Below are 26830 nucleotides of genomic sequence, written 5' to 3'. Positions count from 1 at the left end.
GCCAACGTCGCGCCGCAGCTTCCCATACTTGCCATCAGCCCAGAGATCGTCGCCGCTCTCGTCGCCGGCGCCTGAGTTGTCTTCAACCTGTCGGGCGGCAAGGATTCGAGCGCCGCGATGTTCGCGGTGAACCTCTATCTCGACCTTCTCGGTCACCCTCGAGATCGCCGCATCGCGATCCACTCCGATCTCGGCCGCGCGGAATGGGCAGCGACCCCGGCGATCGTCGATCGGCTCGCAGCCTCGGCCGGCATACCGTTGACCGTCGTGCGCCGCGCGGCGGGCGACCTCATCGATCGATGGAACCAGCGCTTCGAAAGCGGCAAGCGCCGGTACGAGGCGTTCGAGACCTACAACCTGATCGGTCCCTGGTCGTCCGCCTCGCTCCGCTTCTGCCAGTCCGAAATGAAGTCGGCGGTGATCGGTCCGACCATCGCCCGGATGCTGCAGGGGCAGCAAATCATATCTGTCCTGGGCCTTCGTCGCGACGAGAGCCACAACCGGGCTTCGACGCCCGTCGCCAAGGCGGACCTGCGCTACGCCAAGGCCGGCAATCGTCACGGCACGCGGATGACCTTGTGGTATCCGATCGCGGACTGGACGAGCGACGACGTCTATCTGGCACACGACGTCCTCGGCATTCCGCTTCACGAGGCCTACACGATCTGGGGATCGACGCGACTTTCGTGCCGCTATTGCATCTTCGCGTCGCTTCATGACCTCAAAGCCTCCGCTGCCGCGCCGTCCAATGCCCAAATCTACCGGGAGCTGGTCGGTATTGAAGCGCGCTCGACCTTTCCCTTTCAGCCGGCGCGCTGGCTTGCCGATGTCGCGCCCCGGCTACTTCCGACCGCGCTCCAATCGGACATCATGCGCGCCAAGGCCGATCAGCGCGAACGGCGCAGGCTCGAGGGCGCAATGCCCTTCGGTCTCCGGTTTGTGAAAGGTTGGCCACCGCGTCTACCGACCCGCGCCGAGGCCGAGGACATCGCGGCGGCCAGGCGCCCCATTTTTAGGCCCGTGGGGATTCATCGAGAGTTGATGACGGCTGCGGCGAGGTAGATGATGGCCTCGAAGCTGCTGTCGGTTTTGCAGGCGCGCATGGCGATGCGTTTGAACTCTTTGAGTTTGCAGAAGAAGTTCTCGATCAGGTGCCGCCATTTGTACATTTCGGCGTCAAGCGGGATGGGTATGGCACGGCGCGGATGCTGAGAGATAACGATCCCGGCCCCGCGTTCGTTGAGATCGGTAATGATGTCGTTGTTGTCGAAAGCCTTGTCGGCAAGCAATGCGCCAAACTCCACGCCTTCGATCAACGGCGCAACACCGACGCTATCGAAGCGATTGCCTGGCATCAGACGGAAGCGCACCAGGTTGCCCAAGGCATCAGTGAGCGCCAGTATCTTGGTCGTCATGCCGCCTTTAGAGCGGCCAATGGCCTGGCCCGAAGTCCCCCTTTATGGATGGCCCGCCCCTTAACCGAACCGTTGTTGCTTAACCGACATCGGATCGTTTGAGGAAGGAGAAGGTCATGGAAGTTTCAGTTCTGGGGATCGACCTCGGCAAGAACAGCTGCAGCGTGGTGGGGCTGGACGGCACCGGTAGGGTTGTCGTTCGCAGGCGTATGCGACGTGAGACGGTCATCGCCTTTGCAGGGTCACTCGCGCCATGCGTTGTGGCGATGGAGGCCTGTTGCGGTGCCCACCATATGGGCCGTGCGCTGGTAGCGCATGGACATACCGTCCGGTTGATGTCGCCGGAATATGTCCGTCCATACGTGAAGGCCCAGAAGAACGACGATCGCGATGCCGAAGCTATCGCAGAGGCGGCGACACGGCCGACTATGCGGTTCGTGGAGCTGAAGAGCCAGGAGCAGTTGGACATGCAGACACTGCACCGGATTCGCGACCAGCTCGTCGGCGAGCGGACCTCACTGATGAACCAGATCAGGAGTTTGCTCCTCGAGCGCGGGCATATCGTCCCGCAAGGGCGTGCGAAGCTCGCGGTTCGGCTCGGCGAGATGCTCGAAGCCGAAGAACCCGTTCTGGGGTTTCGCATTCATCGGCTCGTCGCGGACATGCGCGCCCGCTGGATAGCGCTTGACGAGAGGATTGCGGACCTCGATGCCGAGTTCGCGCAAGCAGCGCTGACCGACGAGCGAACGCAGCGCCTGCTGACCATTCCCGGCATTGGCGCCCTCAACGCGACTGCACTGGTCGCTGCCGTCGGCGATGCCCGGACCTTTGCGCGTGGTCGCGATCTTGCTGCATGGTTGGGCCTGGTCCCGCGTCAGGCCACCACCGGCGGCAAACCTCGGTTGCTCGGCATTACCAAACGCGGCAGCCGATACCTGCGTAAGATCCTTATCCAGGGTGCACGTTCGTCGCTGCCGACGATGAGCAAGAGCGATACACGTCTGGGCGCATGGGTGCGCGGCCTGCTCTCGCGAGCGCATCAAAACACCGTCGTCGTCGCTCTTGCGGCCAAAATGGCGCGGATCGTCTGGGCACTTCTGCGCCACGGACGGACCTACGAACCCACATTGCTGGCGGCGTGAACGAGATCGGCCGATGCCTTTGGCATCCGCTGCATGATGTCTGCGGGAGGTGAGAAGAAGATGGCCTGACAGTCGACCGGTGTCTTGGAACCCTATGGCGCAAAATGGCACTTCGATGCCGGCCCCTTTATGAGGACCAGGACGCGCGGATCTCCATCTTGGCCAACGGCATCATGCCCAAAGGCCGGATACGTTTTCGCAGACTGCTCAGATCGTCAGAAACAAACCGCTTGCCGACGGGGCGGGCCATACGTTTGCGCCTTGCCCATGACGATGAACCTTGACGATGGTGGCATCGATCATGGCGTATTCCATGTCAGGCTCATGCGTCAAAGCATCAAAAATCCGCTTGAAAACGTCCGCTTCGCGCCAGTCACGGAAACGCCGGAACACCGTACTCCATAAATAGCCGATTGTTCCTACCGCTGCGTCCGGGATCGCTGATCTTCCCCAAACAGTGCGGCTCAATCTTCGCCCATTGGGCGTCGGTCAGTACAAAGCGATCCATCCGCAGTGTGAATCACATCTGCTGGAAAATGGGAATCCTAAATCCCCACAAGCCTTAGGAGCGGCACGGCCTAGCGAACCTCTTCCCGAACGGTTCATCCATAATGGATCGTTTCTCGGAGCTGATGGCAATTTCGGCCCGAAAGGCGCCCAAATGACCACCATTGAGGTCAAATCTGGCCGCTGGGACATCGTCGTCGCTGTCGATGATCCACCTCCACTCGGTTGGCGGTTCTGGTCGCTCGCCGGTTTCCCCGGCGATCCGCTCAATTCGAACCCCTACGCCGGCTCGCGCTGCCTCGCGCTCGCGGTGGTCGACCTCGACGGGCACGATCGGTGGCTATGGGCGAGCAGGGGCATGCCGGTGCGGTCGACCAGTTCATCACGCTCGGCGCCCCGAAGCCGGGTGCCCGCGAGGAGCCGCGTGCGTGGCTTCAGCGCCTGCAGCGCGAGCGTCATCTTCTGGCCCACCGGCAGGCCGGCTTGTTCGCCTATTGCTTCGAACTCACCCGCGAGGCGCACCGCCGAGGCCGCACGCTTTCGCGCCTGCCTTACCCCAAGGCGCCGCCCGCGCAGCACCCGATGCTTCCGCTGTCCTCGGAGGCGACTGAAACCCCGAACCCGACGGTCAGCGATTAGAGGGGAGGGGGGGGCGGATTGGGTAGCGGTCGATGTCCACCTGCCAGTTCGAGGTTCCCCATGAGCACTCCCCACAGACCGATCGACACGATCATGGTCAGCGCCCCACCCCCCGTCGTTCTCGCTTATGGCATCGGCGTGGATTCGACGGCGCTGCTCGTCGAACTCGAGGCGCGCGGCGAGGCCCCGGATCTCGTCCTGACCGCCGATCCCGGCGCCGAGAAGCCGGACACCTACGCGTACCAGCGGATGATCGCCGCCTGGATGGCCGCGCGCGGCATTCGCTACGACGTCGTCCGCTACGTGCCCCAGCGGTTCAAGCACTGGCCGCCCTATTACTCGATCCTGGCCAACGTCCTCACCAATGCGACGCTCCCCAGCATCAGCCTGGGCCGACACAGCTGCAGCTTAGGTCTTGGCTTAGCCAGTGTCCTGTTAGCTTGCTGTGAAGGAAGGGCAGGCCGGGTGACGCGCTAATCCAAAAAGCTAGTGGCGCCCGGCCTGTCCTTCCTTCACTTCAGCACTAAGATTTCGGATCGGCGACCCGTGAGGCGAGCGCCCGGCAGTTGATCTCAAATGCTGCGTTTTGATCAAAGAGGGGACGCGTAGCGACCACAGCGAGCCATCGCCTTTCGCCCTATTCTGAGAAGCGGAACGGCCGCCAGGCACCATCAGCCAAGGTTTGTATTTTCCGCCAGGTAGCTCTTCAGTTGCGGCAATTGCATATCGATCAATTGCAACGCTGTGTGGAGAACAAGCCCGGGTGTGTGGTGTAGCTGGTCGCGCGTCAATGGCGGCAAGAGCCTCAATAAGGGTGCCAACCTTGCTCCCAGTGCGTCGGTCGTAGCCAGGCTCCCAAGCGCGTGACCGACCCATAGTGGCAAGACACCAAATAGGATCAGGTCATGGCATTGGCGGAGCAATATCGCGTCTTGGACTAGGGGATGTGATTGATGCAATGCTTCGAAACTGTCGATCCCCGCATAGTCGCGGCGCCACCGTGCCACCCATTCGGCGCCGTGTGGGAACCCAGTGGTCGCGAAATAGAGCCCTGGGCTCTCGTATAACTTCCGGCGCGAAGGTTGCGCCACCGCCCCTTCGGCCATGATTTTCCTGGCTCCGTAAGACCTGGCCCTCAGAAACAGGCGCGAGGTTTCGGCTTGGATCTCCTGACCTTGGGGCTCATACTCCCTCACATGTCCGCCCCAGACGCGATAGTCAGCGAGGCGGAAGGCGCAGATTTTGTCATCGACGACGACATCATCCGCTTCGGCGACGCAGAGCGTGCGAACCGAGGCGCTCACCTGTTCGCAAAGCGCCTGATATCCCGGGTGCTCAAGCGCGAACTCGGGAGGGGCCTCCGCTCGTCCTTCGAGGAGCGTCTGCGGGCCCGCCGTCTCGCCGGCCGCGCGCATCTCGGCAACATAGCCGGGCTGATATTGTGTGTCGGCGTCCGCTTGCAGGATCAGGACATCCTCGGCGACCAGCCCTTTCTCGAGCGCCAACTGCGCGACGAGATCGATGCCGCGCCGACGCGGGGGCACGTAGCCGCGCTCGGGTTCATGCGCGAGTTCCACAGCACCGGGTGGCGAGCCTTGCCGGATGTGGTGCATGAGCTCCGGCGTACGGTCCGTCGATCCATTGTCGACAAGGACCAGCGTGCCGTCCGGATTGTCCGTCGCCACGCCCGGACCAAAGCCCAATGACGCGCAAGTCGCTACCAGCTCGCGTTCCTCATTGAGGCAGGGCATGACGATATAGGCGCGCATTCGGACCTTTCAGAATTCCGGTGCGGTCGCGGTCAGCCTCCGGACGGCGACCTCCCCTTACCAACATGCTTCATGATCAACTGGGAGTGACCCACCGGCGTCACGTCCGCGAAGCCGGCTTCTTCAGCGGCGCGCCGCGAAGCGATGTTGGATTTGCGCATATGGGCGTAGATCACATCATATTGGCTGGCCTCGCACGCCTTACGATACGCGAGGCGGCCGATCTGACGCCCCTGGCTTTCCCGATTCAGAAAAATCTGGAGCGAGGCATGTTTTCCGATCGGGGGTTCTTCGATCAGGTTGATGAAGACTGTTCCGGCGCGCTCGCCGCAAGCCTCGATAACCCAGGCTTCGCCACCCGGGCCTCCGCCGCGTTTAGTCGTGCCCCGGCTCGGAACCAATCGCACTAGCCCCGGATCGATCGGCCCGAGCGGCGAATGCGCAACGACCGGAGGCGGCTTCGGTGTCGGGCTGGCCGGCCGGCGCCGTCGCTTCTGCTTAGCGGATGAGGGCTTAGCGGACATTTAGCCGCGCAAAGGCCGCGCGCAAACGCTCGTCCGCCGCACGCCAAAATTCGCCGGGGAAGAAGCCCGGCGAATAGGCAATCACGACATCTTCGATGCGCGACGCGAGCCCGGCGCCTTGCAGCGCATCGGCGAGCGCATCGATTTTCTCGAGCACCGATGCCAGCGGAGGGTCGAGTTTTCGCCGCCGGTCGAGCCAGTCGCTGTCGCCATCGTAGCGATTGTTGAAATAGTCCATGTCGATGTGGAGCAGAACCGGCCCAGGGCCGATCCCTTGCAGCCAATCGCCAAGGTCAGGGGTGACGCGATATCGCCCCGGACCGGTCTCGCGCGCGACCGGGACGAGATCGACAGCGGGGCGCAACGCGCCAGGGTTGAGCAGCGTGTCCTGCTCCTCGATCAGCTTGACCTGGAAGTCTCTGGTGTCGACCGCCTTCGGCGGCTGGCAAAGGTGGCGAACCTCGGCGTTCGGAAAAGCGTGCAGAAACGGCGTCAGAAAACTGCCCATGCCGATGGCGCCGCTTCGTATCGCACTTGCCACGCTGTCGGGCTGGGCAAAGTCAACGAGATGACCGGTCAGGGGATCGCGCCAACCCGCCGGCTCCACGAACAGCCGCGGCGCGCCGAGGTCGCGGTGATCGTCGACATGGAGTACCACGATCGGCGCAGCAGCCTGTGGGCCGGCCCGCTCCACCCATTCGCTCCAGCTGAGAAGCGTCCAGCTATCGTAGAGCGCGCTCAGAATACGACCACTACGGCGTATAGAGAGCGCCATACCCGAGCGCTCCAGGCTCTGATCCCACCACGCGAGTCCGTCGGCCAATTTGGGATCGACATGCCGCGCGGCATCATTGGGCCAACCGAGCGTCAACTCCCAGCCGCCGGTGGTCCGTTCGGCGCTGGCATCCTTGTCGCAAAAATAGTCGCGCAGCGTCGCATGACGCTCGGCCGCCGATCCCGGGAGTCGGTCAAAAGGAAGGGTGATCACGTTATCTGACATCAGGCCAGTTCGCATTCGGCAGACGTTTTAAGGACGGCAACCAATTCGCGTCCTAATGGAGTCAGCGGGCAGCTATCGAGGGTCACGAACGCATCGCGAAGATTGTCCTCGGTGTCGCGGAGCTGATTGATCGCGCGATTGTGGAGGCGGGCAGGCCCTTCGTCCCGGACATGAAGCCAGAAGCGCCGCAGTTCGACAAAGACGAACACCGCATGGAGCAGGCCCGAGGGCGGGCGAAGATCCTCACGCCATGGCGAGGAGACCAGCGCCGCGGTGGAAGCAACGGTCGGCGCACACCGCTCCAGCAGATAGAGTTTCTGGTGTCGGTGCTCGTGCAACAACGAGTCGGCGAGATCGTACGCGTCGATCGGATCATCGCCCTGCAGGACCGACACATAGAGGGCGCCCGGCACCGAGTTGTCGCTGAACGAGACGATCTTGTCGGGATGCGCAAGCGGATCGCGGATGAACTGGACAGCCCGACAGGCCAGTCGCATCTCGCGTGCCATTGCGGGCCGCCAGCGCTCGATAATCTGTAGCGCTTCCTCGACGATCGGCTTGACCCTGGCCGTGGTCGCCTCATCCTCAAAATAGATTGCCTCGCCAAAGGGAATGCGAAGCCAGGGATCGGGGAAACCGATCTGAAAGCCGGAACCATCGCGTGATGGCTGGGCAAGCAAGTCCTGCAGATAGGATGCGTCGGCTTGGATGGCTGCGCCGTCGACGGCCTGAACTTCATAGGCGGCGGTTTGAATGTCGAGCGTGTGCCGCCACGCGATGGCGCCCGGAGCACTCGCCAGTTCTTCCTGCTCGGAGAGGGACAGCGCGTCGAACGCCGCGATCGCCGGACCGAGTTCGGGATGGGTGGCGCGCAACTCGCGGACCGTCCCCAACAGCGCGTCACGCGCGGCTGACCGCGCGCCGGCACAGAGATCGTCCATCATCGCCGTGGCGCTCTCCGCGAGGTCGAACGCTGCTAGGTCGGTGCGAGCGGGCAGGGCCGAATCCACCGCATCATCCGAGGGCAAGAGCAGTTCCGCGAGGCGGGCCCGCGCATGTTCGACCAGCGCGAGCATCTCACGACAATAAACGGTCGGATGATTGAAGCCGTCGGTGCCAAAGCGGTGGGGGAGTGAGCCGCCCCCGCAGATTTCGACAATCGTACAGGCTTGGCACTGGCGGCATAGTCCTGCTTTGCTTAGCAGCGCGCGATGCGCTGCGATCCGGGGCGAGGTCGCGATGTCTGCGATCGGCGTATCCCGTACCGAACCGCCAAGGCTGGTCGCTCCGTCCTGGGTCACCTTGAGCACGTCGAGATCGTGATAGCTTCCGTCGGTTTCAATCGAGACCAGGCTGACGTCCCCGAAGCCAAATGCGTCGGTTCGGGAAGGCAGCCCGGAAACGGCATCGAGCAAAGCTTCAAAGGTTCGCACCGGCAAATGCGGATACTGATCGAGCCACAGATCGAATGCGCGGATCAGCCAGCGCTCATAGAGCGAGGGATCGAGCGCGCGGCCCGGTGGGAGACGCAAATGGTGGGCATCGGGTAGCAGGAAATCGAGCTTCGGCGGATGATGCGCGTCGAAGAAGGCGAAGAGATCCTCCGGCGAGGTCGCGGTATCGATGACGGCGATGACGCCTGCAAATAGCCTGGGGCGCTTCTTGAGTCGTTCCAGCGCAGCGAATACCTTGTCGAAGCTCGATCGCCCTTTGCGCGTCGTTCGATGCTTGTCCTGCGCCGCGCGCGGACCATCCAGGCTCAGTGAAACACCGATGTCGGCCGCCTCGAGATGATCGAGCGCGGTATCATCGAGCAGCAATCCGTTGGTCTGGAGCCCGACATCGACCTTAGCCGTCGTCGCGGCACGGATTTCCGCTGCAAAGGCCGCCAGCGCATCGGCTCCGGCAAGCAAAGGTTCGCCGCCGTGGAACACGACCGCGCAATGCGTGATTTCCGCTTGCGCGGTATACGCACCTAGTCGGGTCGCGAAACGAGACCGATCCTCCGCCGACAAGAGCTTAGGCATGGCGCGCCAGCTCTGGTCGGCGTGGTGGTAGACGTAGCAATAATCGCAATCGAGATTGCAACGCGACGCGACCTTGACCAGGAACGAAGTGATCCTGGCAGGGGTCATGCGAGGAAGTCCTTAGGAGCGATTGTGCCGGTGATGCATCCGGTCATAGCTCGTGATGACTTCGCTTGCTTCCGCTTCGGCGAGAACGCGACCCTTCAGCCGGCGAAGCGCCGGATTCAGAGGCTGTTCGCGCAGGAGGGCTGTGCGGATTTCGGGGCTAGCTTCCGGCGGCCGAACTTCGGTATCGATCGACATGGGTATACTCCTTTCGATGCATCGCCATAATACACGCTATTTTGAAGGAGTCCATCACGCCTCCCGGCGCGCGAAATCTAAGGATATATTTATAAATGTGCTGTATGTAACTAGACGAGCAATTTTTTTCGGAGATAAAATATATATGATTGAGTATACGTGAAAGGTTGTATCTAAATAATATTAGAGTTTTATTTTATATATTTATTTCATCCTATGTTTATAATAAATTGGATCCATTACGGACCAAATTATTTGGAGATAGTCCACAGTCTGGACCGATCGCGTCGGAAGGTAGAGGGTTAATACTTCCGCGACATCGACTTATAAAAGATCGATTTTTTCTACATAATAACAGTGTGTTACGAGCCCTCTGAAAAGAAGGTGCAAACGTCGGTCGGATCCCGCTAGTCATTTCCATACCGTGGTGTAAGCCGCAATAGGGTGATGGATTTTTGGCCATAATCACCCCGCCAAAATGCTGGCGCATACTGAGATCGGCAAAGGCCAACCATCTGATTTGTCACCATTTTTTCAATATGCGGTGGCCCGCCTCCAAGCGATCCGGGTTCATCCCTTCGCTCAGCGCCCGGAGGCATCTGAGCTTAGCAGAGAGCGGGCGTTGGAGGCTCTCCGAGCTTCAAAGGCCCGTCATCAGCTATCGCCCGCTTGCAATGTTCTTGGTGCGTTCCCATACTCCATGGGGCCATCTTGGGAGGAGCGCCGCGGTATGAGGCAGCTTGAGGTTGAGAATCAGCTCCGCGACGTCGTGAGCCGTATTGTCGTACAGGTAGAACTGGCGACCGCGCAGGGGCGGACCGACATCAACCTCGCGCTCGAAGATGCATTCATCCCGATCCTGAAGTCGGTATTCAACCTGCCGCACCTCATCAATCTCAACCGGAAGCAGAAGAACTTCCCCGGCATCGACCTCGGCGATGACCATGACCGCGTCGCTTTCCAGGTCACGTCTACCACCGGGCTGGAGAAGGTGAAGTTCACGATCGGGCAATTCATGAGCCGGTCGTATTATAACACCTTCGACGAGCTATACGTACTCATGCTGGGCAAGAAGCAGGCATCCTACAGTCAGAGCGCCGTAAATGCCCTGCTGACGGAGGATTTCTCGTTCAACTGCGCAAAGCACATCATCGACCTTAGCGACATCCTCCGCATGGTGACCGGGCTGCGCCTCACAGCGCAAGAGCGCGTGCTCTCGGAGCTTAAGCACATCCTCGGCGAGGTGGATGCCTTCATCAGCATGAGATCGGAGACGGTTGAGGCGCCGACTGCGATCACAACCAACCTACAGGAGATCCGGCTGCCCGAGGCAGTCTACGTTGCGGAGCTGACGATCGACGACAAGGCGGTGATCGCGCAGGCCAAGGCGGAACTGAACTACAAGGGCTACGCAAAGAGTCGAAGGTCTGTCGTGAAGATGGCGCTCCTTCTGAACGACGTGCCGAAGGACGCATGGGTTTGTTACAACAACAAGCTGTTCTCGTTCACCGATATCGAGGCCAGCGGCCTGATCAGCATCGTGGACGAGGGCACAATCGAACGGCTGGAGATATCCGATCTGGCCGACTCCGACGAGCCCGAGAACGTGAACATTCTCAAGCAACTCCTGTGGGCCGAGACGCGGCAGATGCTGAAGGCGCGCAACGTGCGCTCGCATCCAAAGGACGGCTTCTTCTTCTTCGTGCCCGGCGAGGATGGGCAGGAGCTTCGCAAGGAGGCCTGGGTCGGCAAGGCCAGTGCGACACGCACCGTGTACGTAGTGAAGTATCAGAAGAAGGACCCTGACAAGATCGCGCATCACCAGCACTTATCTTTCGATCTGACGTTTTCAAATTTGGGCGGGACCTGGTTCTCGCAAATCGTGCCGAGCTGGTATTATTCGTATGACGGCTTCAAGCGCTCGAACTGGCACGACAAGTTGCTCTCGAAGCAGAAGCGGCTTGAACTGAATCTCAGCGTCAGGAACGCGGTTCGTTTCGTCGCCTACTTTCTCTCCAACACCAGCGGTGAGGACGGCTTGGACGAGGCGCCGTTGAGCTTCGGGACGCTCGTCGAATTCGACGTTGGCGACGAGGTCGATGACGATCTTGACGAAGGCGACGTCTCTATCGCCGACTATGATGACGATGCGACCGACGAAGGGATGGCGGCATGAGGCTGACGACGCTCGCGGAGCCTATGCTCGAGTTCGGCACCGGCACCCACATATGCCCGCGTACGGGGATCGAGCACATGGGCGTGTATGACAAGCGCGATGAATTGCGCAGGACGGAACTAAGAATCGGGGTCGTCGGTCGAGGCGAGGGCATTGATCTGCTGGACGAGTGGCTCGAGAGGTGCCGGGACGGCATCGAACGGAAGAAGGAATCGCAACTTCTCAACCTGTTCCGTGGCTTCGGTGGGGTGAACCAGAGCTACGGCTTCCTAACCCGGCTGATCAACTCGCCCCAGTATACGCGGACACTAAAGAAGTCGGATATCACCGGAATCGTGAAGCTTGCCTCCCGCGCCGACCGGGTAGAGAGGGCTGTTGAGCTCTACTATGAGCAGATCCGCTTCCTGGCGGAGAACAGGTCGGTTGACGTCATCGTCTGCGTATTGCCGAACGAGATGTTTGATTCCGTGACTATCTCGGCCACTGGCGACGAGAAGGATGAGAGCGAGCTCGAGCATAATTTCCGGCGGATACTGAAAGCCACGTGCATGCACCTCGGCACGCCGCTTCAGCTGGTGCGGGAGAAAACCATCCTGATCACCAAGTTCGCCGGGGAACAGCAGGACCCCGCGACGAAGGCATGGAACTTCTGCACGGCGCTTTACTACAAGGGCAACCGAACAATTCCTTGGCGGCTCGTCGAGGACACAGCCAAGCTCCGCTCGTGCTACATCGGTATTGGTTTCTACAAGAGCCGTGACGGTGAGACCGTGTCGTCCAGCTTGGCACAGGTCTTTGATGAGTTCGGGCATGGGATCATCCTGCGCGGGACCCCAGTGTCGATCGATAAGAAGAACCGTCATCCATACCTGAGCGAGGATCAGGCCTACGAACTCCTGCGTGACGCGCTTGATGAGTACGACCGGGCATTGGAACACATGCCGGCCAGGATCGTGATTCACAAGTCGAGCCGTTTCCGCGACGGCGAGCGCAAGGGCTTCCTACGGGCGCTGGAGGAGAAGGGCATCCGCTCGAAGGATTTCGTCGCGATCACGGACACTGACGTCCGTTTGTTCAGCGACAAGAAGTATCCGCCGAAGCGGGGGACACTGCTGACGATCTCGGAGACGGAGGGCGTTCTATATACCCGCGGGACGGTCGATTTCTACAAGACCTATCCTGGGCAGTACGTGCCGAGCCCTCTGAAAATCACCGTATATGAACAGGACTCTTCGCTCGAAAGCCTCTGCGACGAAATCCTCGGTCTGACGAAGATGAACTGGAACAACACCCAGATGGACGGGCGCCTCCCGATCACGCTCGAATGCGCGAAGAAGATCGGCGACATCATGAAATATGTGAGTGTCAGCGAGAAACCCCAGGTCAGTTACAGCTTCTACATGTGATCCGCGCCGACGGCGCGCCCCAATGCATCCCGGAAAGTTACCGATCCGCCGAACCTTTTGCCCGCAGGTTGCCAAATAACGGTATTGTTCGTCGGAATCTCAGCGCGAGGGATTCCGATAGCATGGTATCGATCATCCGAGCATTGGCGGGTGAGCCAAGCATACCCGTCGGCTTTCCGATTCTGTTTGACGCCGACATGGCGATCATCGAGCCGGCGTTCCTCTGGCTCATGGAGCACGCCGAACTGAGCGGCCGCGCCCAGGCCACGGAAACTGTGCGGACGTACGGCGAGCATCTCCACGACTGGTTCGACTCGCTCGAACAATCGGGGATCGAATGGCGCGAGGCCGACGAGCGCGTCATCGCGACCTATCGCAGCTTCGGATCGGTCGGGGCGCCCGCCGCCATCATGGACGCGCTGCCGAAGCTGGAGATGATCGGGCTATTCTCGGTCGGCTATGACAAGGTCGATGTCGACCATGCGCGATCGAAAGGCATTCGCGTCACCAACACGCCCGACGTGCTGACCGACGATGTCGCGGACCTGGCCGTCGGCCTTCTCTATGCGACGGTGCGCAACATCGCGGCGAATGACCGGCTGGTGCGGCCGGGCGGCTGGGCGCGGGGCGAGAAGCCGGCGCTGGCGGGCCGGGTGACCGGCGCGACCATCGGTATATTGGGGCTGGGCCGGATCGGCCGGGCGATCGCAAAGCGGCTGGAGCCGGTGGCAGGCGAGATCCTCTATCATAACCGCAAGCCGGCGGCCGACACGGCCTATCGCTATGTCGCCGACGCGATCGACTTTGCGCGCCAGAGCGAGGTCGTCATCGTCGCCACGTCGGGCGGGCCGGAAGCGGCCAAGCTGGTCGACGGCGCGATGCTGGACGCGCTCGGGCCGGATGGCGTGATCGTCAATATCAGCCGGGGCGGCGTGATCGACGAGACGGCGATGGTCGAGCGGCTGGCCGACCGGCGCATCGCCGGTGCGGGGCTGGATGTGTTCGCGCACGAGCCGCATGTGCCCGAAGCGCTGTTCGCGATGGACCATGTCGTGCTGCAACCCCATCAGGGCAGCGCCACCGTCCACACCCGCAAGGCGATGGCCGACCTGGTGGTCGCCAATCTGGATGCCTGGTTCGGCGGAGAGGCGCTGCTGACGCCAGTGGTATAGAAAGGCACGCATTTTCGGTATTGGGCGGCTTGGTGACGCCACAGCGCGATACACCCTGGGAAGAGGCCGTCACCACCCCCCGGCCACGGATTGGACGATGACGCCGGATGTCCGCGCGATCAGCACGAAATTGGTGCCCGCATAGCACCAGACATGTCCGGCCGGCGCCACGGCAAGGCCGAAGCCGGCGGGATTGAGGACCACATAGTTGCGCATCGAAACAGGCAAGGTGCCGCCCACCCGCCAGACGACGTTCACATAGCGCGGGGCCACGGGATAATAGCCAAAGCCGGGCGCGAAATAATAGCCATGGCGGGGACCATGATAATAAGCGAAGGCGGGATGGCCGCGCCACCAGCCAGGGCGTCCCCGGTCGACCACGACCGTGCGGCTTTGCACCAGCCTTGGCGCAGATATGACGGTCGTCTGACGCACGGCCTGTGCTTTGGCCGGCGTGCCCATTGCCGTGGTCATGGCGATGAAGAGCAGAAGGCCGGTGCTCGCCCGGACGGAACCGATGCGGAATTTGGGCAGGGCAATGACGGGGCGGCCGGATGGATGGAACATGATCGAACTCCATGTGATGGGAGCCCGTTATCGCGCCGTTTTGCATCAACTGATCGGGGCTTGTGTATCAATCCGTGTCGGCCCTGCGGAGCGACAATATCGCGCGAAACCCACCCTCCCGACGATTCTCCAGCATGAGGTCACCGCGATAGCGCTGGGTCAGCGCCTGCACGATCGACAGGCCCAGGCCGACGCCGCCGGTCTGTCTGGCCCGTGAACTCTCGACCCGTTCAAACGGTTCGGTCAGGCGCTGCAAGCTTCCCTGCGGCACGCCGGGGCCATCATCCTCGACCAGGATGCGGATATGGGACGCGTCGCTTTCCACCCGGATGCGTGCCAGGCCACCACCATAGCGAACTGCATTGTCGAGCAGGTTGGCCAGCATGCGCTGCAACGAGATGTGGGAAACATGGGCATGGAGCGGGTGCGACAAGGGTGCGATGTCGATCAGCTCGTCGCGCTGGGTCCGTTCCGCGGCGACAAGCGCCAATTCGGCGCGAACATCACAGACCGCCATGTCCAGATCGGTCGCGGCGGACTCGCGCGCGAAGGTCAGGGTGTCGCTCAGCAGGGCACGCATTTCCTCGATATCCTGTTGCGCCAGCAGGCGCTGATCCTCATCCTCGATAAACTCGCTGCGCAGATCCATCCGGGTCAGATAGGTGCGATAATCATGAGCGATGGCGGCGAGCATGCGGGTTCGCTCATCGAGCAGCGCGCGCAGGTGCTGGCGCAACTGGCTGAAGCTTTCGCCCAGTTCGATGATTTCCCGTGGTCCTCCCGGCTTCAAATGGTCGAGCCGGTCGTCGCGCACTGCGCGGGCAAGTCGCTCGACCGGGCGCGTGGTCTGCGAGGCGAGCCAGAGGATGACGATGATGTCGACGATCGCCACAGTGAGCAGGAAGAGCATCAGATTGCTGACGATCTTGGTGAGGGGCCAGGCGACCATCTGCTCGACCCGGATGGCGTTGCCCTCCGCCAATGCGACCGATACCCGCACCGGGCTCAGGGTGACGGCTGGCCGCATGTCGATATTGGCGGGGCCGATATCGCCCTGTGTCTCGATCCTGAAGGGGCGGCCGCCCAGGGCCTGTCGATATCTGGCCAAGGTCGTCGGGGTGGCCGATGCCGGATTTTCAGCTGGCAGCGCCTTGAGCAGGGTGACGCGCAGGGTCGCATCGGAAAAGGCGCGGACAAGGTCGGCATGGGTGTTGGGCGGCGTTCGCTCGAAGGCCGTTACAATGAGGGCAACCTTTTCCGGAACGGGAACCCGGTAAAGCGGTGCGATCTTGCGCATGTCCGTCTGCTGCAGGAACAGAAGGATCACCGCGATCATCGCCAGAAGATGCAACAGGACGATCAGTCCGATGCGGTCCCGCAGACGCAGCGGACGCAATTTCAGCATCGCGTCACCGCTGGCGCGAACAGATAGCCGTCGCCGCGCACCGTGCGGATCATCGCCGGCTCGCGTGGATCATCGCCCAGTTTGCGTCGCAACCGGCTCATCTGCACATCAATGACGCGATCGACCGGGCTGGCATGGCCGCCACGCGTCCAGTCGATCAGCAACTCGCGCGAGAGGATGCGTCGGGGATGGAGAACGAGCGCATGCAGCAGGTCGAATTCGCTGGTTGTAAGGCCGACCGGTTCGCCTGCCGGGTTGGTGAGGTCGCGGGCGCCCAGGCGCAGCAACCAGCCTTCGAAGCGGAAATTGTCGCCGCTTTCTTCGGCAGAGGCGGTCGCGATGTCGCGGGTGCGCCGGATGATCGAGCGTAGCCGTGCCAGCAATTCGCGCTTGTTGAACGGCTTGGCCAGATAGTCGTCCGCGCCGATCTCCAGGCCGATGATCCGGTCGATCGGATCATCCTTGGCAGTGACGATCAGGATCGGCAGGCGCGGCCAGCGCGCGCGCAGACGCTGGCATATCTCCAGCCCGTCCTCGCCCGGCAGCATCAGGTCGAGGATCAGGCAATCGAGCCGTTCCAGGACGCCGTCCGCCTCCAGTCCGGCCGAGCCTTCAAAGGCCAGCACATCGAAGCCCTCGCGGGTCAGCAACAGCTTTACCAGGTCGCGGATGCCGGAGTCATCCTCGACGATCGCGACCATGCCATTGGACGCCTGGGGCGGGGCCATCATCTCGTTCCTTTCGTCATCAGCATATGGCTGCGATCAGGGCGTCCCCGGAAACAGCCACGCTGCGGCCGGGGACGATCGATCACTTGCCATATTTTGCAGCGGCAGCGCGCAATTCTTCCGGGGTCAGTTTACCGTCCCGGTCGGCGTCGATCATCGAGAAGCCACGCTCGCGGCGGCCTGCGGCCTTCCATTCTTCCAGCGACAGGGCGCCATCCTGATTTGTATCCGCCTTGACAAAGATGTCCCTGGCCCTGGCGGACGCATCCTGCGCCATGGCGGTCGGGCCCTGGGTTGCGGCCAGGGCCGCCAGCGTCAGGGCGATCGTCGGATATTTCATGTCATTCTCCTTGGTCAGGCCCGAAATGAGCATGGGTCATATAGCGGCCCCACAGGTGCCATGTCCGATGGCTGGATGAAGACAAGTTACAGTTTGTAACGGCGGCGCGCGATGCCGTGGGGGCTGCAAATATTCGATACATTCTGCGGCAAGGCGGTTCATGCGGATGCCCGACATGTTCCTTCCCGCACGGCTCTCGCTGATGCGGAGAAGGAGAATGCACCATGAACAAGCGCCAATTCGCCATTGCCTTCCTTTCGACGCTGGCTGCCGCCGGCACGACATCGACGGCCGAAGCCCGCAGCCGATCTTTCCAGCACAGCCATAGCCGGAGCGTTCAGGGACCAAACGGGCGCGGATTCCATCAGGACTATGCGGCCTCGCGCGGTGGCGGGCAGGCCGCCATGAGCCGGAATATCCAGACCAATGACGGACGCGGCCTCAGCAGCCAGCGCGGATATCAGGTGCAGGATGGCCAGTTCCACGGTGCGACCAGCCATGTGACCAACAGCGGCAAGAGTTGGGGACGGTCGACCAGCGCCGTTGCCAACGGCGATGGCACCGCAACCTATCAGCGCGACATCACTGGTCCCAATGGCGGTTCGGCCTCTCGCTCGGGCACTATAGGCGGCGGACCGCGCTGAACATGCTGAACCATGGCGCATCCCGTTCAGCATCGATGCGCCATGGTTCAGGCGGGCTGTTACATGATGTTACATAGCCCCCATCGAGCTGTTGCAGATCGCCTCCATTTCCAAGCCCTTGCACGAACCGGCCTGCTTTTGCGGCCTTTCTCCACGGGGATGGAATGGCACGTTTTGCCCATGTCGCACCGATCGCGGTGCTGTTGCTCGCCGCCTGCCACACGGAGCCACCCGCCAGGGATGAACGGCGCGCGGTGACGGTCCAGCGCGTCGGCGCCGGTCACGCAAGCGAGGCCAGTTATGCCGGGGAAATCCGGTCCGCCTTCGAAAGCCAGATCGGCTTCGAGGTGGCGGGCCGCATCGTAGAGCGCAGCGTCGATCCGGGCAGCCATGTCCGCGCAGGCCAGATGCTGCTGCGGCTGGACAATGCCGATTATGCGCGCGCGCTGGACAGCGCCGTGGCGCAAAGCGGTTCGGCCCGGACCGCCGCGGCAGTGCAGCAGGCCGACTTGGCACGATCGCGCACCTTGTTGCAGCAAGGCTTCATCTCGCCAGCGGAATTCGATCAGCAAAAGGCCGCAGCAGTCCAGGCGCAGGCGCAGTTGCGGGCTGCAGCCGCCCAGCGCGGTACGGCATCCGCCCAATTGGGGCGCACGCTTCTGTCCGCGCCGCGCTCGGGCGTGATCACGCAGATTCAGGCCGAGGTCGGTGAGGTGGTGGGCGCCGGGCAGGCGGTGATCACGCTCGCCGATCCCGCGCACCCGGAAATCGCCGTGGCACTGCCCGAAGGCAGTGTGGAGCGGATCAGGGGGGCGTCGCGCTTCAGCGTCACCCTGTGGAGCAGCCCCGACCGGCGTTACCCGGCGACATTGCGCAGTATCGCCGGCGCAGCCGATCCGACGACGCGCACATTCGCGGCCCGCTTTGCCATTGCCGCACCAAACCAAGCGCTGCGGATGGGAGAGACCGCCGAATTGCGGGTTGAAGATCAAACGGCAAAGGCCGCCGTCCGGGTGCCGCTGACGGCCGTGCTACAGGCAAATGAGCAGGCACAGGTCTGGATTCTGGATCGGCGGACGATGACGGTGCAACCGCGCGCCGTGCAGATCGCAAGCGCCCAGGGCGACATGCTGACCATCCTATCGGGGCTGAGGCCCGGCGAGACGATCGTCACCGCCGGCATCCATCTGCTGCGCGCGGGCGAGATGGTGCGCGTCGTTCAGGTGCCGCAATCATGAGTGCGGACCAGAAGGGCATGAACCTGTCGCGCTGGGCGTTGTCGCATCAGCAGATGGTCGGCTTCCTGCTGGTGCTGGCGGCGGTCGCGGGCCTGTTTTCCTACATGGCACTGGGCCGCAAGGAAGATCCCGAATTCACCGTCAAGACGATGATGATCAGCGTCGGCTGGCCCGGTGCCACCGCCGAACAGATGTCGGAGCAGGTCATCAAGCCGATCGAGACGGTGCTGACCGAAAATATCCCCGAGATCGACTATGTGAAGAGCAAGGCCAGGCCGGGTCAGGCGACGCTGAACGTGACGCTGATCTCGACCGCCAGGAGCAGCGCGGTTCCCGGCATCTGGTACACGGTCCGCAAGACCGTGACCGACCATCGCGGCGATTTGCCTGACGCTGTGATCGGGCCGTCCTTCAACGACGAGTTCGGGACCACCTATGGCAATATCTATGCGATCACCGGCGACGGTTTTTCCTATCCGGTGCTCAAACGCTATGCCGAGACCCTGCGCGACCGCATCCAGATGCTGCCCGATGTCGCCAAGACACAGATCATCGGTGCGCAGGATGAAGCCATTTATGTGACCTATGACAGCGCCCGGCTCGCCATGTCGGGCATTTCCGCGCAGGCGATAGCCGACGCGCTCGACACGACCAATGGCATTGCCGCATCGGGCATCGTGGAGGCCGGTGCCGAACGGGTGCGGATGCAGGTGACGGGCGCCTTCGGATCGGTCGAGGCGATCGGCGCAACACCGATCGTCGCCAATGGCAAGCGCATCCGGCTCGACGCGATCGCGACGGTCGAGCGCAGGCCGGTCGACCCCGCCACCTTCAAGATGCGTTTTGGCGCTCGGGATGCCGTGGGTGTCGGCATCAGCCTGCGATCGGACGGCGATGTCGCCCGCCTGGGGGGCGATCTCAAGCATGTCGTCGCCACTCTCCAGTCCGAGATGCCGGTCGGCGTCGAGATTCACACGGTGTCCGACCAGACCCATGTGGTGGACGAATCCGTCGGTGAATTCGCGACCTCGCTGGTCGAGGCGATCGTCATCGTGCTGGCCGTCAACTTCCTGTCGCTGGGCTGGCGTCCCGGCATCGTCGTCGCCCTGTGCATCCCGCTGGTGCTGGCAATGACCTTTGTCTCGATGCTCTATCTGGACATCGACCTGCAGCGCATCTCGCTCGGCGCGCTGATCATTGCGTTGGGCCTGCTGGTCGACGATGCGATCATCGTGGTCGAGGCGGTTGCGACCCATTTGGAGGCGGGGTGGACCCGCACCAGGGCTGCGATCAGCGCCTATGGCGTGACAGCCGTGCCGATGCTGGTCGGCACGCTGATTACCGTTGCGGGCTTCCTGCCGATCGCCATGTCCAAGGCGACGGCCAGCGAATATGTGATCTCGCTGTTCCAGGTGATCGCCATCTCGCTGATCCTTTCATGGATCGTCGCGGTCATCTTCACGCCCTTCATCGCCTATCATCTGCTGCCGCAGCGGGCCGATGCGCGCGACGATGCGGGTGAGCCCGAGGAGCAATATGAGGGCCGTTTCTACGGCTGGTTCCGGCGACTGCTCGACCGATGCCTGGAACGGCGCAAGGCGGTGGTGGGTCTGGCGCTGACCATGTTCATCGCGTCGATGCTGCTGTTCCAGATCGGCGTGCCACGCCAGTTCTTTCCCGCGTCCGACCGGCCCGAACTGGTGGTCGACCTGCAATTGTCGCAAAATGCCAGCTTCGCCCAGACCCAGGCCGTGGCGGCGCGGATGGAGAGGCTGCTGGCGACCGACAAGCGGATATTGTCCGTCACATCCTATGTCGGGGGTGGATCGCCGCGCTTCTATCTCCCCCTCAACGTCCAGACACCCGACATCACGCTGGCCGAACTGGTCCTGCAGACGCGGGATGAAGAGGCGCGCGAAGCGGTGATCGGCCATATTCAGGGCCTGTTCGCCACCCATTTCCCAGAGGCGCGGGGGCGGGTCAGCCGTCTGGAAAATGGCCCATCCGTCGGTCAGCCTTTGCAATATCGCGTGGCGGGACCGGCACTGGCGCAGATTATTCCCGTGGCGGACAAGCTGGAGGCCCTGATCCGGGCGGACAGCCATGCGCGCGACGTGAACAGTGATCGGGGCGAACCGTTGAAGGCCATCCGCGTCGATCTGGACCAGGACAAGGTCCGGGCATTGGGCCTGTCGACACAGGCGGTCCAGCAATCGTTGCAGACGGCGATCGGCGGTGCAGGGACGACCAGCTTCCGCGATCGCGACCTGGCGCTGGACGTGGTTCTTCGCCTGAATGAAGCCGAACGCACGGATCTTGGCCGGATCGCCAATCTGCCGATCCAGACGCCCAATGGCGCCGTCCCGCTATCGCAGCTCGGCCATGTGTCCGCGGGCAGCGAGCCGGCTGTCCTCTACCAGCGCAATCGGCAGCCCACGATCACCATCGCCGCCGATGTCGAGGGCGAGCAGGCGAGCGACCTCGCAAAGCGGATAGAGCCGCAGATCGCCGCGATGCGCCGCGCGCTTCCGCCCGGCGCATCGATCGTCAAGGGCGGATCGGACGAGCAGAGCAGCATCAACCAGAAGGCGACACTGGCCGCGGTGCCATTCGCCATCTTCGTGATCGTCATCCTGCTGATGCTCCAGTTGCAGAATGTGAAGCGCATGCTGGTCGTGCTGGCGACCGGGCCACTGGCGCTGATCGGCGTAGCCCTGATCATGGCGCTGTTCCGCATTCCCTTTGGCTTCGTCGCGATGCTGGGGTCGCTAGCGCTGTTCGGCATGGTGCTGCGCAACTCGGTCATCCTGATCGCGCAGATCGACACGCTGTCAGCGCATGGCCTGACGATGCGGCAAGCCGTGCGCGAGGCGGCCGTCCATCGGCTGCGACCGATCATGTTGACGGCGCTGGCCGCCATCCTGGCCATGATCCCGCTAACCCGGTCAACCTTCTGGGGGCCGATGGCCTGGGCGATCATGGGCGGCCTGATGGTCGCCACCATCCTGACCCTCATCGTCCTGCCTGCACTTTACGAACTGGTCTTCGATCGACCGCAGCGCTGTGCCGGCAACCCGGAGATTTCCGCATGAAGCATCTTCTTTTCCTCGGGGCCGCGATCATGGTCGTGCCGTCGGCCCATGCGACCGACCTTGTCGACGCATGGCAGGCCGCCGCCGCCCACGACCCTGATTATCTGGCGGCCCAGGCCCAACGCGATGCAGGGGGCGAGTCGGCCGTGCAGGCGCGGGCACTCAAGCGTCCGAGCGTCCAGTTCCAGGGCGGCTATCAATATAATGTCACCGAAACCAACGCCCGCCTGCCGGAGGATCTGGAGCCGGTCTTCACCGGCAGCCGGTCCGGTGGTCGTGCCAGCATTGCGGTGCAGGCCGTCCAGCCCCTCTATGATGCCTCGAAACAGGCTCAGGCGGTTCAGCTGCGCGAAAAGGCGGCTGGCGCCGATGTGCAATTTGCAGCCGAACAGCAGCAGTTGATCCTTCGCGTTGGTCAGGCTTATTTCAAGCTGCTGGCAGCGCAGGACAGGCTTGCCTCCTATCAGGCCCAGGTCGCTGCATCCGAACAGCAACGGCGCGGCGCACAGGCGCGTTTCGATGCCGGCCGGGCGCGCATAACCGACGTCCGCGAGGCGGAAGCGCGGCGCGATGCAAGCGAAGCGCAGCGCATCGGCGCGGAAGCCGAACTCGCCTATGCGCGCGCCGATTTCGCGGAGCTGACCGGCCTGCCGACGGAAGGTCTGGAGCGGCCGGCGGACGGGTTCCAGGCGCCTCCGCCGCCTGCCGGGCTGGAGGAATGTATCGAGCAGGCGGAACGCCGATCACCGCTGGTCCAAGCGGCGGTGCATCAGGCCAGGGCCGCGGGCGCCGAGATCGACCGCTACGGTCTTGCCGGGCGCCCCGTGGTCGAAGGCGTTGCAGGCTATCAGGGGCAATATCGCCTGGGTGGCGACAGTGGCAATGGCATCGTGCCTGACCGTCTCCAATCGGCATCGGCGGGGCTGCGTATAACCATCCCGCTTTATGCCGGCGGTGCGATCGCGTCGAAGGAACGGGAGGCCCGCGCCAACGCCAGCAAGGCCGCGCACGATCTGGATGGCACCCGGCGCGATGCGCGGCTGCAGGCGCAGCAGGCCTGGTATGGGGTATCGACTGGCGCGCGTCGGGTCGCGGCGCTGGATACCGCGCAGCGCTCGGCTGGCCTGCAGCAGGTGGCTTCCAATACCGGTCGCGAAGTCGGTATCCGGACCCAGGACGATGTGCTCAATGCGCAGGCCCAGAGCTTTTCCACGGATCGTGACCGGCGGCAGGCAATCTATGATTATCTGACGGCCCGGCTCCAATTGGCTGCAGCGACCGGCGACCTGAACAGCGAGGCGCTGGCCGGCGTCAACGCCATGCTGCAATGAGCGCCGGCCGCTATTCAGGCGTTGGCCGGGCTGATCGATGGGGCGGGACTGGCGATATTACGGCCGGCGCCTGCGTCGATCGCCATGGCGACCATGATGGTGAACGATCGGGCTGCATGGCCAAATGCCCTGCCGAGCGCCGCGCTACATTCATGGACGAGTGCATGCTCCCGCCCCTCGACGAGGTCGAGCAGCCGCCACTCATCCTCCGACAGGATGGTGCCTTCACCAAAACGGAAGGGATGCCCCAGAAGCAATTCGGAAAGGCGCATCAGGCTGTCGCAGGCGGGGGCAAGCTGTTCGCAGCCCAAGCGCGCCAGTTGCCGGTGCAGACAGGGCTGGACCGGCAGGCGCAGGTGCCGGGCACGATGCCATTGGCGCGCGCCGATCATCAGTATCTGCTGCTCGATGCTGAAGGATGATGGCGCCGTCATGCGCCCTGCTTGTTGCGCAATGTCTTGCGGCCGGCAGCGCCGGTGACACTCGGACACTGCCATTTGATCGAGAGCCGATATCCGCTCGATGGCATATGCAGCGCCGCCGCCTGACCGGTCGGGTGGCCGATGAGGCGGGACAGGGGAAAATCGCTCATTGGCGGTGCTGCTCGCTTTGCGCCATCAGGGGATTGAGGCGATGTTGGCTCAGAAACTGGTAAAGCGCGCAGAGCAGCGCCTGGGCGATGGGCACCGGCATGCCGACCCTGCCGACGACGACCCGTTCAAGGACCGGATCAGGCCGGGCATGATCGGCCCTCGGATTTTCCAATGTGATCGTCACGATGCCGTTGATCAGGGACAGGCCGGACAAACCGCCGGCCAGGAGTTCCGGTGCGAACATATTGTCGATCAGGGGTGCGTCGGGCACGGGCGGCTGGATCGGGGGATGCATTTTCATGATGTTGCCTTCCGGGGAGGACTATGTCGTGTTTCGTTCTGGTCGGACGGCCAGGTCCAGCCGGATGCGCGGTAAAGGAGACGGGTCTGCTTGATGATGGCGGCAGCCGATCGCTTCGCGCCCCTGTCCAGGCCACTGCGGCTTTCCATCAGCAGGCCGAGGCCGCCGCCGATGGCGAGGCGTGACAATTCACCGGTCGCCATCGCCACGCCACCTGGCAGGATCACCCCAGGTTTGCGGCCGTCCTTGGCGGAAGCGGAAAAGGTCATGGCGGCGTCCGCCTGTCCCGCAACTTCGAATGAGGCCTTGGTCAGTAGCGCGGACCGGCCTGCACCGAAGCCGATCAGCAAGCGTTCGGCCTGACTGCCGCGATCGGCGCGAATGATCCGGACCCGGATCATCGCGTCACCGGCAGATGGCGCGCCGCTACTGGCAACAGACGCGAAAAGCCCCGCATAGCGATAGGCCTCGATCAGACAGGCCTGCAGCCTGAGGGCTGCTTTTGCGGCATCGGGATCGGCCTGTATATCCTGCGCCAGCGCAACATGAACGGCCAAGGCGCCAGGCGCTGGGCGCTGATGCACGGCGGTCATGCGGACGTCGCGGACGGCCACGCTTGCGCATCCCGAGAGCAGGAACAATATCCCGCCCAGCGCAAGCCGGGGGCGTAGGCCGCTGGCCGAACGCCGCGTTGAAACCAGGCGCGTCATCGGCCGCCTCGGTCCGTTGGCATATCCGTGGCAGGCGCGGACTGGGGGGCGATCACGTCGGCCCTCGTGGTTGCGGGAAGCTGGGCTGACGGCGCCATGCCGGTCTGGGCCAGGTAAAAACCGAACAGATAGGGCCTGCCATCGAAGCGGATGCTGACCCGGATGTCGGCCGGGCCGGCGGCCCGATGCCCCAGCGGCAGGATCACCATGCCGCCAAAGCTGCTGTCGGGGTCAATCGTGGTCGTCTGCAACACCTGTGTGCCCAGTTGCGCCAGCGTATAATCCAGCTTCCGATCGATGCCTTTGATCACCATGGCGCCACCGGCGACCGCCGCCGTCGCACCGATCACGCCCGGCATATCATCATGCCAGTGGATCGCCTGGGTATAGCTTCCCCGTGGTCCGCGAACATGGCGATAATAGGTGCCTTCGTTCGACGCCGTCGACGCGACACCCGCCAGGACGCCGGCGAACAGCGCGGTTCCGATCTTGGCATTGCGGGCCTTGCGCTCTGCCTCCTCCGCCAGTTGCGCATGGCTGGGCAGCGGGACGGGAATGCCGTTCACCGTCGCGCTGATATTCTCGATACCCAGATTGGCCGGACCTGGACCATGGTTGAAGACGGCCAGGGAGAAGGCGACCTGCCCCTTCTCGACCGGCAGAGGACGAATTTCAACGGTAGCGGTCGGGGATCGAAGCGAGATGGTTGCGCTGCCATGATCATAGCGGGCGGTTTCAGCACCGAGATGTCGCGGATAAAGGGCCAGGGGCGGGGCAGCGCCTGCCATGGCTGGAACGCCGGCGAGCAGCATCGCCGCCGCAGCAAGAGGGCGATAGGGCATGATGGGGCCTTTCAGGAAAGGGCGACGCGATGCGGACACAGGGTCTGGGGTCCGCATCGCGTCGGCGCAGGTCGTCCAGGGGGAGGAGCAAGCAACGACGACCCACGCAAGAGCATTGCACGACAAGGGAGGCGACCGGTCAGATCGCGATACGTCAACCGCTGTCATGGCTGCTGAACGGCATAACCGTCTCCTCATTGTCTGAGGCGGTTATCGCGTGATCGCGCAACAGGAGTTGGTGGCGTTTGTAAATCTTTGTGACATCCGCGTGGCGTCGCCTGTCTGGGAACCGGAGATGTACGAACCTTCATCCGATCCCCAAGCCACCCAAATATAGAGCGCCGCGACACGAAGGCTATCGATCAAGTGGAGTCGATTACGAAGAACAGCCCGAGAGTATTCAAGGGGGGCCCATGCCCTCCCTCCCCGCCCGGTCCTTTATGAGATTCCTGGTCATCGCATTGACCAAACTCGTTTGCCCAATTTGTCTACTTCCCACTTCCAATGGCCCGGGCCCGACCTGCGCCCGGCACCCGGTGATCCTGACGGCGAGGTCGCTTACGGATTCCTTCCGGCGAGCCTCTACGAGACCATCCGAACCCGCTGGCTTGCCGCTTATGACGCCGGAAAGATCGCCCAGGTGAAGCGCACGTCCTGAGACCGCCACGCCGCAAGGCGCGGCCAGGTTCGAGCGCTGACGACGCGGCCTCGGTCGATCTCACGATCGGCCGGTATTGACGTTGCGGGGCGCGCCATATCCCTGGACCTGCCGCCTTCCCGTCGCCTGTGCCTGACACCTGCGGCGAGACGAACCAGGCCCACAACCCCTTCCGGTCGCCCGTGTTGCCGCTACGCGGCTGCCCGCGCCAGCTCCCTCCAGAGGTTCCCCTGCGCGCTTCGCGCTCCGGTGTGGTCCAAGCCCGCACGCCGCTCTTCGGTGTCACCGGCGGGAAGGCCGC

The 26830-nt window shown here is 63.0% G+C and carries 25 protein-coding genes and 2 pseudogenes; 11 read left to right on the top strand and 16 right to left on the bottom strand.

From position 1 onward, the window contains the following. The first annotated feature begins 87 nt into the window (after window positions 1-87). A complete protein-coding gene (locus BRX37_RS20165; RefSeq protein ID WP_318276808.1) occupies window positions 88-1062 on the top strand; it encodes a phosphoadenosine phosphosulfate reductase domain-containing protein in 975 nt (324 codons plus the stop codon). Here BRX37_RS20165 and BRX37_RS20160 read toward each other — a convergent pair. Continuing rightward, window positions 1029-1454: pseudogene (locus BRX37_RS20160) on the bottom strand (IS5 family transposase); the annotation flags it as partial. The gene BRX37_RS20165 and the pseudogene BRX37_RS20160 sit on opposite strands and share 34 nt — an antisense overlap. Window positions 1455-1531: 77 nt before the next feature. On the opposite strand from BRX37_RS20160, the gene BRX37_RS20155 reads away from it, so the two are divergent. Further along, a complete protein-coding gene (locus BRX37_RS20155) occupies window positions 1532-2557 on the top strand; it encodes an IS110 family RNA-guided transposase (protein WP_017503545.1) in 1026 nt (341 codons plus the stop codon). Window positions 2558-2764: 207 nt separating this feature from the next. On the opposite strand, the gene BRX37_RS20150 is transcribed toward BRX37_RS20155, so the two are convergent. Beyond that, window positions 2765-3025, bottom strand: a complete 261-nt coding sequence (locus tag BRX37_RS20150) for a transposase (protein WP_125989036.1) — start codon at window positions 3023-3025, stop codon at window positions 2765-2767. A 381-nt stretch (window positions 3026-3406) separates the two neighbouring features. Between BRX37_RS20150 and BRX37_RS20145 the strand changes: the two genes are divergently transcribed. Beyond that, window positions 3407-3703 carry a hypothetical protein gene (locus BRX37_RS20145; protein WP_206434194.1) on the top strand — a complete coding sequence of 99 codons (297 nt, stop codon included), beginning with the start codon at window positions 3407-3409 and terminating at the stop codon, window positions 3701-3703. Between the two features lie 60 nt (window positions 3704-3763). Next, a pseudogene (locus BRX37_RS20140) lies at window positions 3764-4114 on the top strand (hypothetical protein); the annotation flags it as partial. Between the two features lie 260 nt (window positions 4115-4374). Here the strand turns inward: BRX37_RS20140 and BRX37_RS20135 are convergent. The 5 genes from BRX37_RS20135 to yhhA are packed head-to-tail and all read right to left on the bottom strand — an operon-like array spanning window position 4375 to window position 9326. After that, complete coding sequence (locus BRX37_RS20135) at window positions 4375-5472, bottom strand: glycosyltransferase family 2 protein (RefSeq protein WP_125989031.1); 1098 nt, start codon at window positions 5470-5472, stop codon at window positions 4375-4377. 32 nt (window positions 5473-5504) lie between these two features. After that, complete coding sequence (locus tag BRX37_RS20130) at window positions 5505-5996, bottom strand: GNAT family N-acetyltransferase (RefSeq protein ID WP_125989029.1); 492 nt, start codon at window positions 5994-5996, stop codon at window positions 5505-5507. Continuing rightward, window positions 5986-6996 (bottom strand): hypothetical protein, encoded by a 1011-nt coding sequence (locus BRX37_RS20125; RefSeq protein WP_125989027.1) that lies wholly within the window; start codon window positions 6994-6996, stop codon window positions 5986-5988. The genes BRX37_RS20130 and BRX37_RS20125 overlap by 11 nt, the downstream gene beginning before the upstream one ends. Beyond that, window positions 6996-9131 carry a cyclophane-forming radical SAM/SPASM peptide maturase YhhB gene (gene yhhB / locus BRX37_RS20120; RefSeq protein WP_125989025.1) on the bottom strand — a complete coding sequence of 712 codons (2136 nt, stop codon included), beginning with the start codon at window positions 9129-9131 and terminating at the stop codon, window positions 6996-6998. The genes BRX37_RS20125 and yhhB overlap by 1 nt, the downstream gene beginning before the upstream one ends. A gap of 12 nt (window positions 9132-9143) precedes the next feature. Beyond that, window positions 9144-9326: a YhhA family cyclophane-containing RiPP gene (gene yhhA / locus BRX37_RS20115; protein WP_125989023.1), complete on the bottom strand. Its 183-nt coding sequence runs from the start codon at window positions 9324-9326 to the stop codon at window positions 9144-9146. Between the two features lie 730 nt (window positions 9327-10056). On the opposite strand from yhhA, the gene BRX37_RS20110 reads away from it, so the two are divergent. The 3 genes from BRX37_RS20110 (at window position 10057) to BRX37_RS20100 (ending at window position 14080) form a co-directional block, all read left to right on the top strand. Further along, the gene (locus tag BRX37_RS20110; RefSeq protein WP_164522495.1) at window positions 10057-11502 is read left to right on the top strand and encodes an SMEK domain-containing protein; all 1446 of its coding nucleotides are present in this window, start codon (window positions 10057-10059) and stop codon (window positions 11500-11502) included. Continuing rightward, on the top strand, window positions 11499-12908 hold the full coding sequence (locus BRX37_RS20105; protein WP_125989021.1) for an argonaute/piwi family protein: 1410 nt from the start codon (window positions 11499-11501) through the stop codon (window positions 12906-12908). Before BRX37_RS20110 ends, BRX37_RS20105 begins: the two co-directional genes overlap by 4 nt. A gap of 197 nt (window positions 12909-13105) precedes the next feature. Continuing rightward, complete coding sequence (locus BRX37_RS20100) at window positions 13106-14080, top strand: 2-hydroxyacid dehydrogenase (RefSeq protein WP_318276803.1); 975 nt, start codon at window positions 13106-13108, stop codon at window positions 14078-14080. 69 nt (window positions 14081-14149) lie between these two features. On the opposite strand, the gene BRX37_RS20095 is transcribed toward BRX37_RS20100, so the two are convergent. From BRX37_RS20095 to BRX37_RS20080, 4 genes are all read right to left on the bottom strand, one after another. After that, window positions 14150-14647: an RcnB family protein gene (locus tag BRX37_RS20095; RefSeq protein ID WP_051887092.1), complete on the bottom strand. Its 498-nt coding sequence runs from the start codon at window positions 14645-14647 to the stop codon at window positions 14150-14152. A 67-nt stretch (window positions 14648-14714) separates the two neighbouring features. Next, window positions 14715-16052: an ATP-binding protein gene (locus BRX37_RS20090; RefSeq protein ID WP_125989019.1), complete on the bottom strand. Its 1338-nt coding sequence runs from the start codon at window positions 16050-16052 to the stop codon at window positions 14715-14717. Continuing rightward, the gene (locus tag BRX37_RS20085) at window positions 16046-16783 is read right to left on the bottom strand and encodes a response regulator (protein ID WP_318276802.1); all 738 of its coding nucleotides are present in this window, start codon (window positions 16781-16783) and stop codon (window positions 16046-16048) included. The genes BRX37_RS20090 and BRX37_RS20085 overlap by 7 nt, the downstream gene beginning before the upstream one ends. Before the next feature lie 79 nt (window positions 16784-16862). Next, window positions 16863-17153 (bottom strand): hypothetical protein, encoded by a 291-nt coding sequence (locus BRX37_RS20080; RefSeq protein ID WP_206434197.1) that lies wholly within the window; start codon window positions 17151-17153, stop codon window positions 16863-16865. 191 nt (window positions 17154-17344) lie between these two features. On the opposite strand from BRX37_RS20080, the gene BRX37_RS20075 reads away from it, so the two are divergent. The 4 genes from BRX37_RS20075 to BRX37_RS20060 all read left to right on the top strand — a co-directional run bounded on the left by BRX37_RS20075 (window position 17345) and on the right by BRX37_RS20060 (window position 23425). Continuing rightward, complete coding sequence (locus tag BRX37_RS20075; protein WP_125989015.1) at window positions 17345-17764, top strand: hypothetical protein; 420 nt, start codon at window positions 17345-17347, stop codon at window positions 17762-17764. A 164-nt stretch (window positions 17765-17928) separates the two neighbouring features. Beyond that, window positions 17929-19002 (top strand): efflux RND transporter periplasmic adaptor subunit, encoded by a 1074-nt coding sequence (locus BRX37_RS20070; protein ID WP_125989013.1) that lies wholly within the window; start codon window positions 17929-17931, stop codon window positions 19000-19002. Next, on the top strand, window positions 18999-22094 hold the full coding sequence (locus BRX37_RS20065; protein ID WP_125989011.1) for an efflux RND transporter permease subunit: 3096 nt from the start codon (window positions 18999-19001) through the stop codon (window positions 22092-22094). The genes BRX37_RS20070 and BRX37_RS20065 overlap by 4 nt, the downstream gene beginning before the upstream one ends. Further along, on the top strand, window positions 22091-23425 hold the full coding sequence (locus tag BRX37_RS20060; RefSeq protein ID WP_125989009.1) for a TolC family outer membrane protein: 1335 nt from the start codon (window positions 22091-22093) through the stop codon (window positions 23423-23425). The genes BRX37_RS20065 and BRX37_RS20060 overlap by 4 nt, the downstream gene beginning before the upstream one ends. Window positions 23426-23439: 14 nt before the next feature. On the opposite strand, the gene BRX37_RS20055 is transcribed toward BRX37_RS20060, so the two are convergent. The 5 genes from BRX37_RS20055 to BRX37_RS20040 all read right to left on the bottom strand — a co-directional run bounded on the left by BRX37_RS20055 (window position 23440) and on the right by BRX37_RS20040 (window position 25871). Continuing rightward, complete coding sequence (locus tag BRX37_RS20055) at window positions 23440-23859, bottom strand: hypothetical protein (RefSeq protein ID WP_125989004.1); 420 nt, start codon at window positions 23857-23859, stop codon at window positions 23440-23442. Beyond that, window positions 23856-24017, bottom strand: a complete 162-nt coding sequence (locus tag BRX37_RS26830; RefSeq protein ID WP_164522494.1) for a hypothetical protein — start codon at window positions 24015-24017, stop codon at window positions 23856-23858. The genes BRX37_RS20055 and BRX37_RS26830 overlap by 4 nt, the downstream gene beginning before the upstream one ends. Then, window positions 24014-24319, bottom strand: a complete 306-nt coding sequence (locus tag BRX37_RS20050; RefSeq protein ID WP_125989002.1) for a hypothetical protein — start codon at window positions 24317-24319, stop codon at window positions 24014-24016. Before BRX37_RS20050 ends, BRX37_RS26830 begins: the two co-directional genes overlap by 4 nt. After that, window positions 24316-24933 (bottom strand): DUF4410 domain-containing protein, encoded by a 618-nt coding sequence (locus BRX37_RS20045; RefSeq protein ID WP_164522493.1) that lies wholly within the window; start codon window positions 24931-24933, stop codon window positions 24316-24318. The genes BRX37_RS20050 and BRX37_RS20045 overlap by 4 nt, the downstream gene beginning before the upstream one ends. Window positions 24934-25025: 92 nt before the next feature. Continuing rightward, window positions 25026-25871: a hypothetical protein gene (locus tag BRX37_RS20040; protein WP_125988998.1), complete on the bottom strand. Its 846-nt coding sequence runs from the start codon at window positions 25869-25871 to the stop codon at window positions 25026-25028. Window positions 25872-26830: the final 959 nt, after the last annotated feature.

It is taken from the genome of Sphingomonas sp. S-NIH.Pt3_0716, from assembly GCF_003950715.1.
Lineage (GTDB): Bacteria > Pseudomonadota > Alphaproteobacteria > Sphingomonadales > Sphingomonadaceae > Sphingobium > Sphingobium yanoikuyae_A.
Note: the sequence above shows the minus strand (reverse complement) of the source record. Positions and strands in the feature narration are given on the sequence as shown.

Bases quoted from the DNA above. Each gene is read 5' to 3' on its own strand.
- BRX37_RS20155 (WP_017503545.1), top strand. From the start codon at position 1,532: ATGGAAGTTTCAGTTCTGGGGATCGACCTCGGCAAGAACAGCTGCAGC.
- BRX37_RS20145 (WP_206434194.1), top strand. From the start codon at position 3,407: ATGGGCGAGCAGGGGCATGCCGGTGCGGTCGACCAGTTCATCACGCTC.
- BRX37_RS20135 (WP_125989031.1), bottom strand. From the start codon at position 5,472: ATGCGCGCCTATATCGTCATGCCCTGCCTCAATGAGGAACGCGAGCTG.
- BRX37_RS20130 (WP_125989029.1), bottom strand. From the start codon at position 5,996: ATGTCCGCTAAGCCCTCATCCGCTAAGCAGAAGCGACGGCGCCGGCCG.
- BRX37_RS20125 (WP_125989027.1), bottom strand. From the start codon at position 6,996: ATGTCAGATAACGTGATCACCCTTCCTTTTGACCGACTCCCGGGATCG.
- yhhB (WP_125989025.1), bottom strand. From the start codon at position 9,131: ATGACCCCTGCCAGGATCACTTCGTTCCTGGTCAAGGTCGCGTCGCGT.
- yhhA (WP_125989023.1), bottom strand. From the start codon at position 9,326: ATGTCGATCGATACCGAAGTTCGGCCGCCGGAAGCTAGCCCCGAAATC.
- BRX37_RS20110 (WP_164522495.1), top strand. From the start codon at position 10,057: ATGAGGCAGCTTGAGGTTGAGAATCAGCTCCGCGACGTCGTGAGCCGT.
- BRX37_RS20105 (WP_125989021.1), top strand. From the start codon at position 11,499: ATGAGGCTGACGACGCTCGCGGAGCCTATGCTCGAGTTCGGCACCGGC.
- BRX37_RS20100 (WP_318276803.1), top strand. From the start codon at position 13,106: ATGGCGATCATCGAGCCGGCGTTCCTCTGGCTCATGGAGCACGCCGAA.
- BRX37_RS20095 (WP_051887092.1), bottom strand. From the start codon at position 14,647: ATGTTCCATCCATCCGGCCGCCCCGTCATTGCCCTGCCCAAATTCCGC.
- BRX37_RS20090 (WP_125989019.1), bottom strand. From the start codon at position 16,052: ATGCTGAAATTGCGTCCGCTGCGTCTGCGGGACCGCATCGGACTGATC.
- BRX37_RS20085 (WP_318276802.1), bottom strand. From the start codon at position 16,783: ATGATGGCCCCGCCCCAGGCGTCCAATGGCATGGTCGCGATCGTCGAG.
- BRX37_RS20080 (WP_206434197.1), bottom strand. From the start codon at position 17,153: ATGCTCATTTCGGGCCTGACCAAGGAGAATGACATGAAATATCCGACG.
- BRX37_RS20075 (WP_125989015.1), top strand. From the start codon at position 17,345: ATGAACAAGCGCCAATTCGCCATTGCCTTCCTTTCGACGCTGGCTGCC.
- BRX37_RS20070 (WP_125989013.1), top strand. From the start codon at position 17,929: ATGGCACGTTTTGCCCATGTCGCACCGATCGCGGTGCTGTTGCTCGCC.
- BRX37_RS20065 (WP_125989011.1), top strand. From the start codon at position 18,999: ATGAGTGCGGACCAGAAGGGCATGAACCTGTCGCGCTGGGCGTTGTCG.
- BRX37_RS20060 (WP_125989009.1), top strand. From the start codon at position 22,091: ATGAAGCATCTTCTTTTCCTCGGGGCCGCGATCATGGTCGTGCCGTCG.
- BRX37_RS20055 (WP_125989004.1), bottom strand. From the start codon at position 23,859: ATGACGGCGCCATCATCCTTCAGCATCGAGCAGCAGATACTGATGATC.
- BRX37_RS26830 (WP_164522494.1), bottom strand. From the start codon at position 24,017: ATGAGCGATTTTCCCCTGTCCCGCCTCATCGGCCACCCGACCGGTCAG.
- BRX37_RS20050 (WP_125989002.1), bottom strand. From the start codon at position 24,319: ATGAAAATGCATCCCCCGATCCAGCCGCCCGTGCCCGACGCACCCCTG.
- BRX37_RS20040 (WP_125988998.1), bottom strand. From the start codon at position 25,871: ATGCCCTATCGCCCTCTTGCTGCGGCGGCGATGCTGCTCGCCGGCGTT.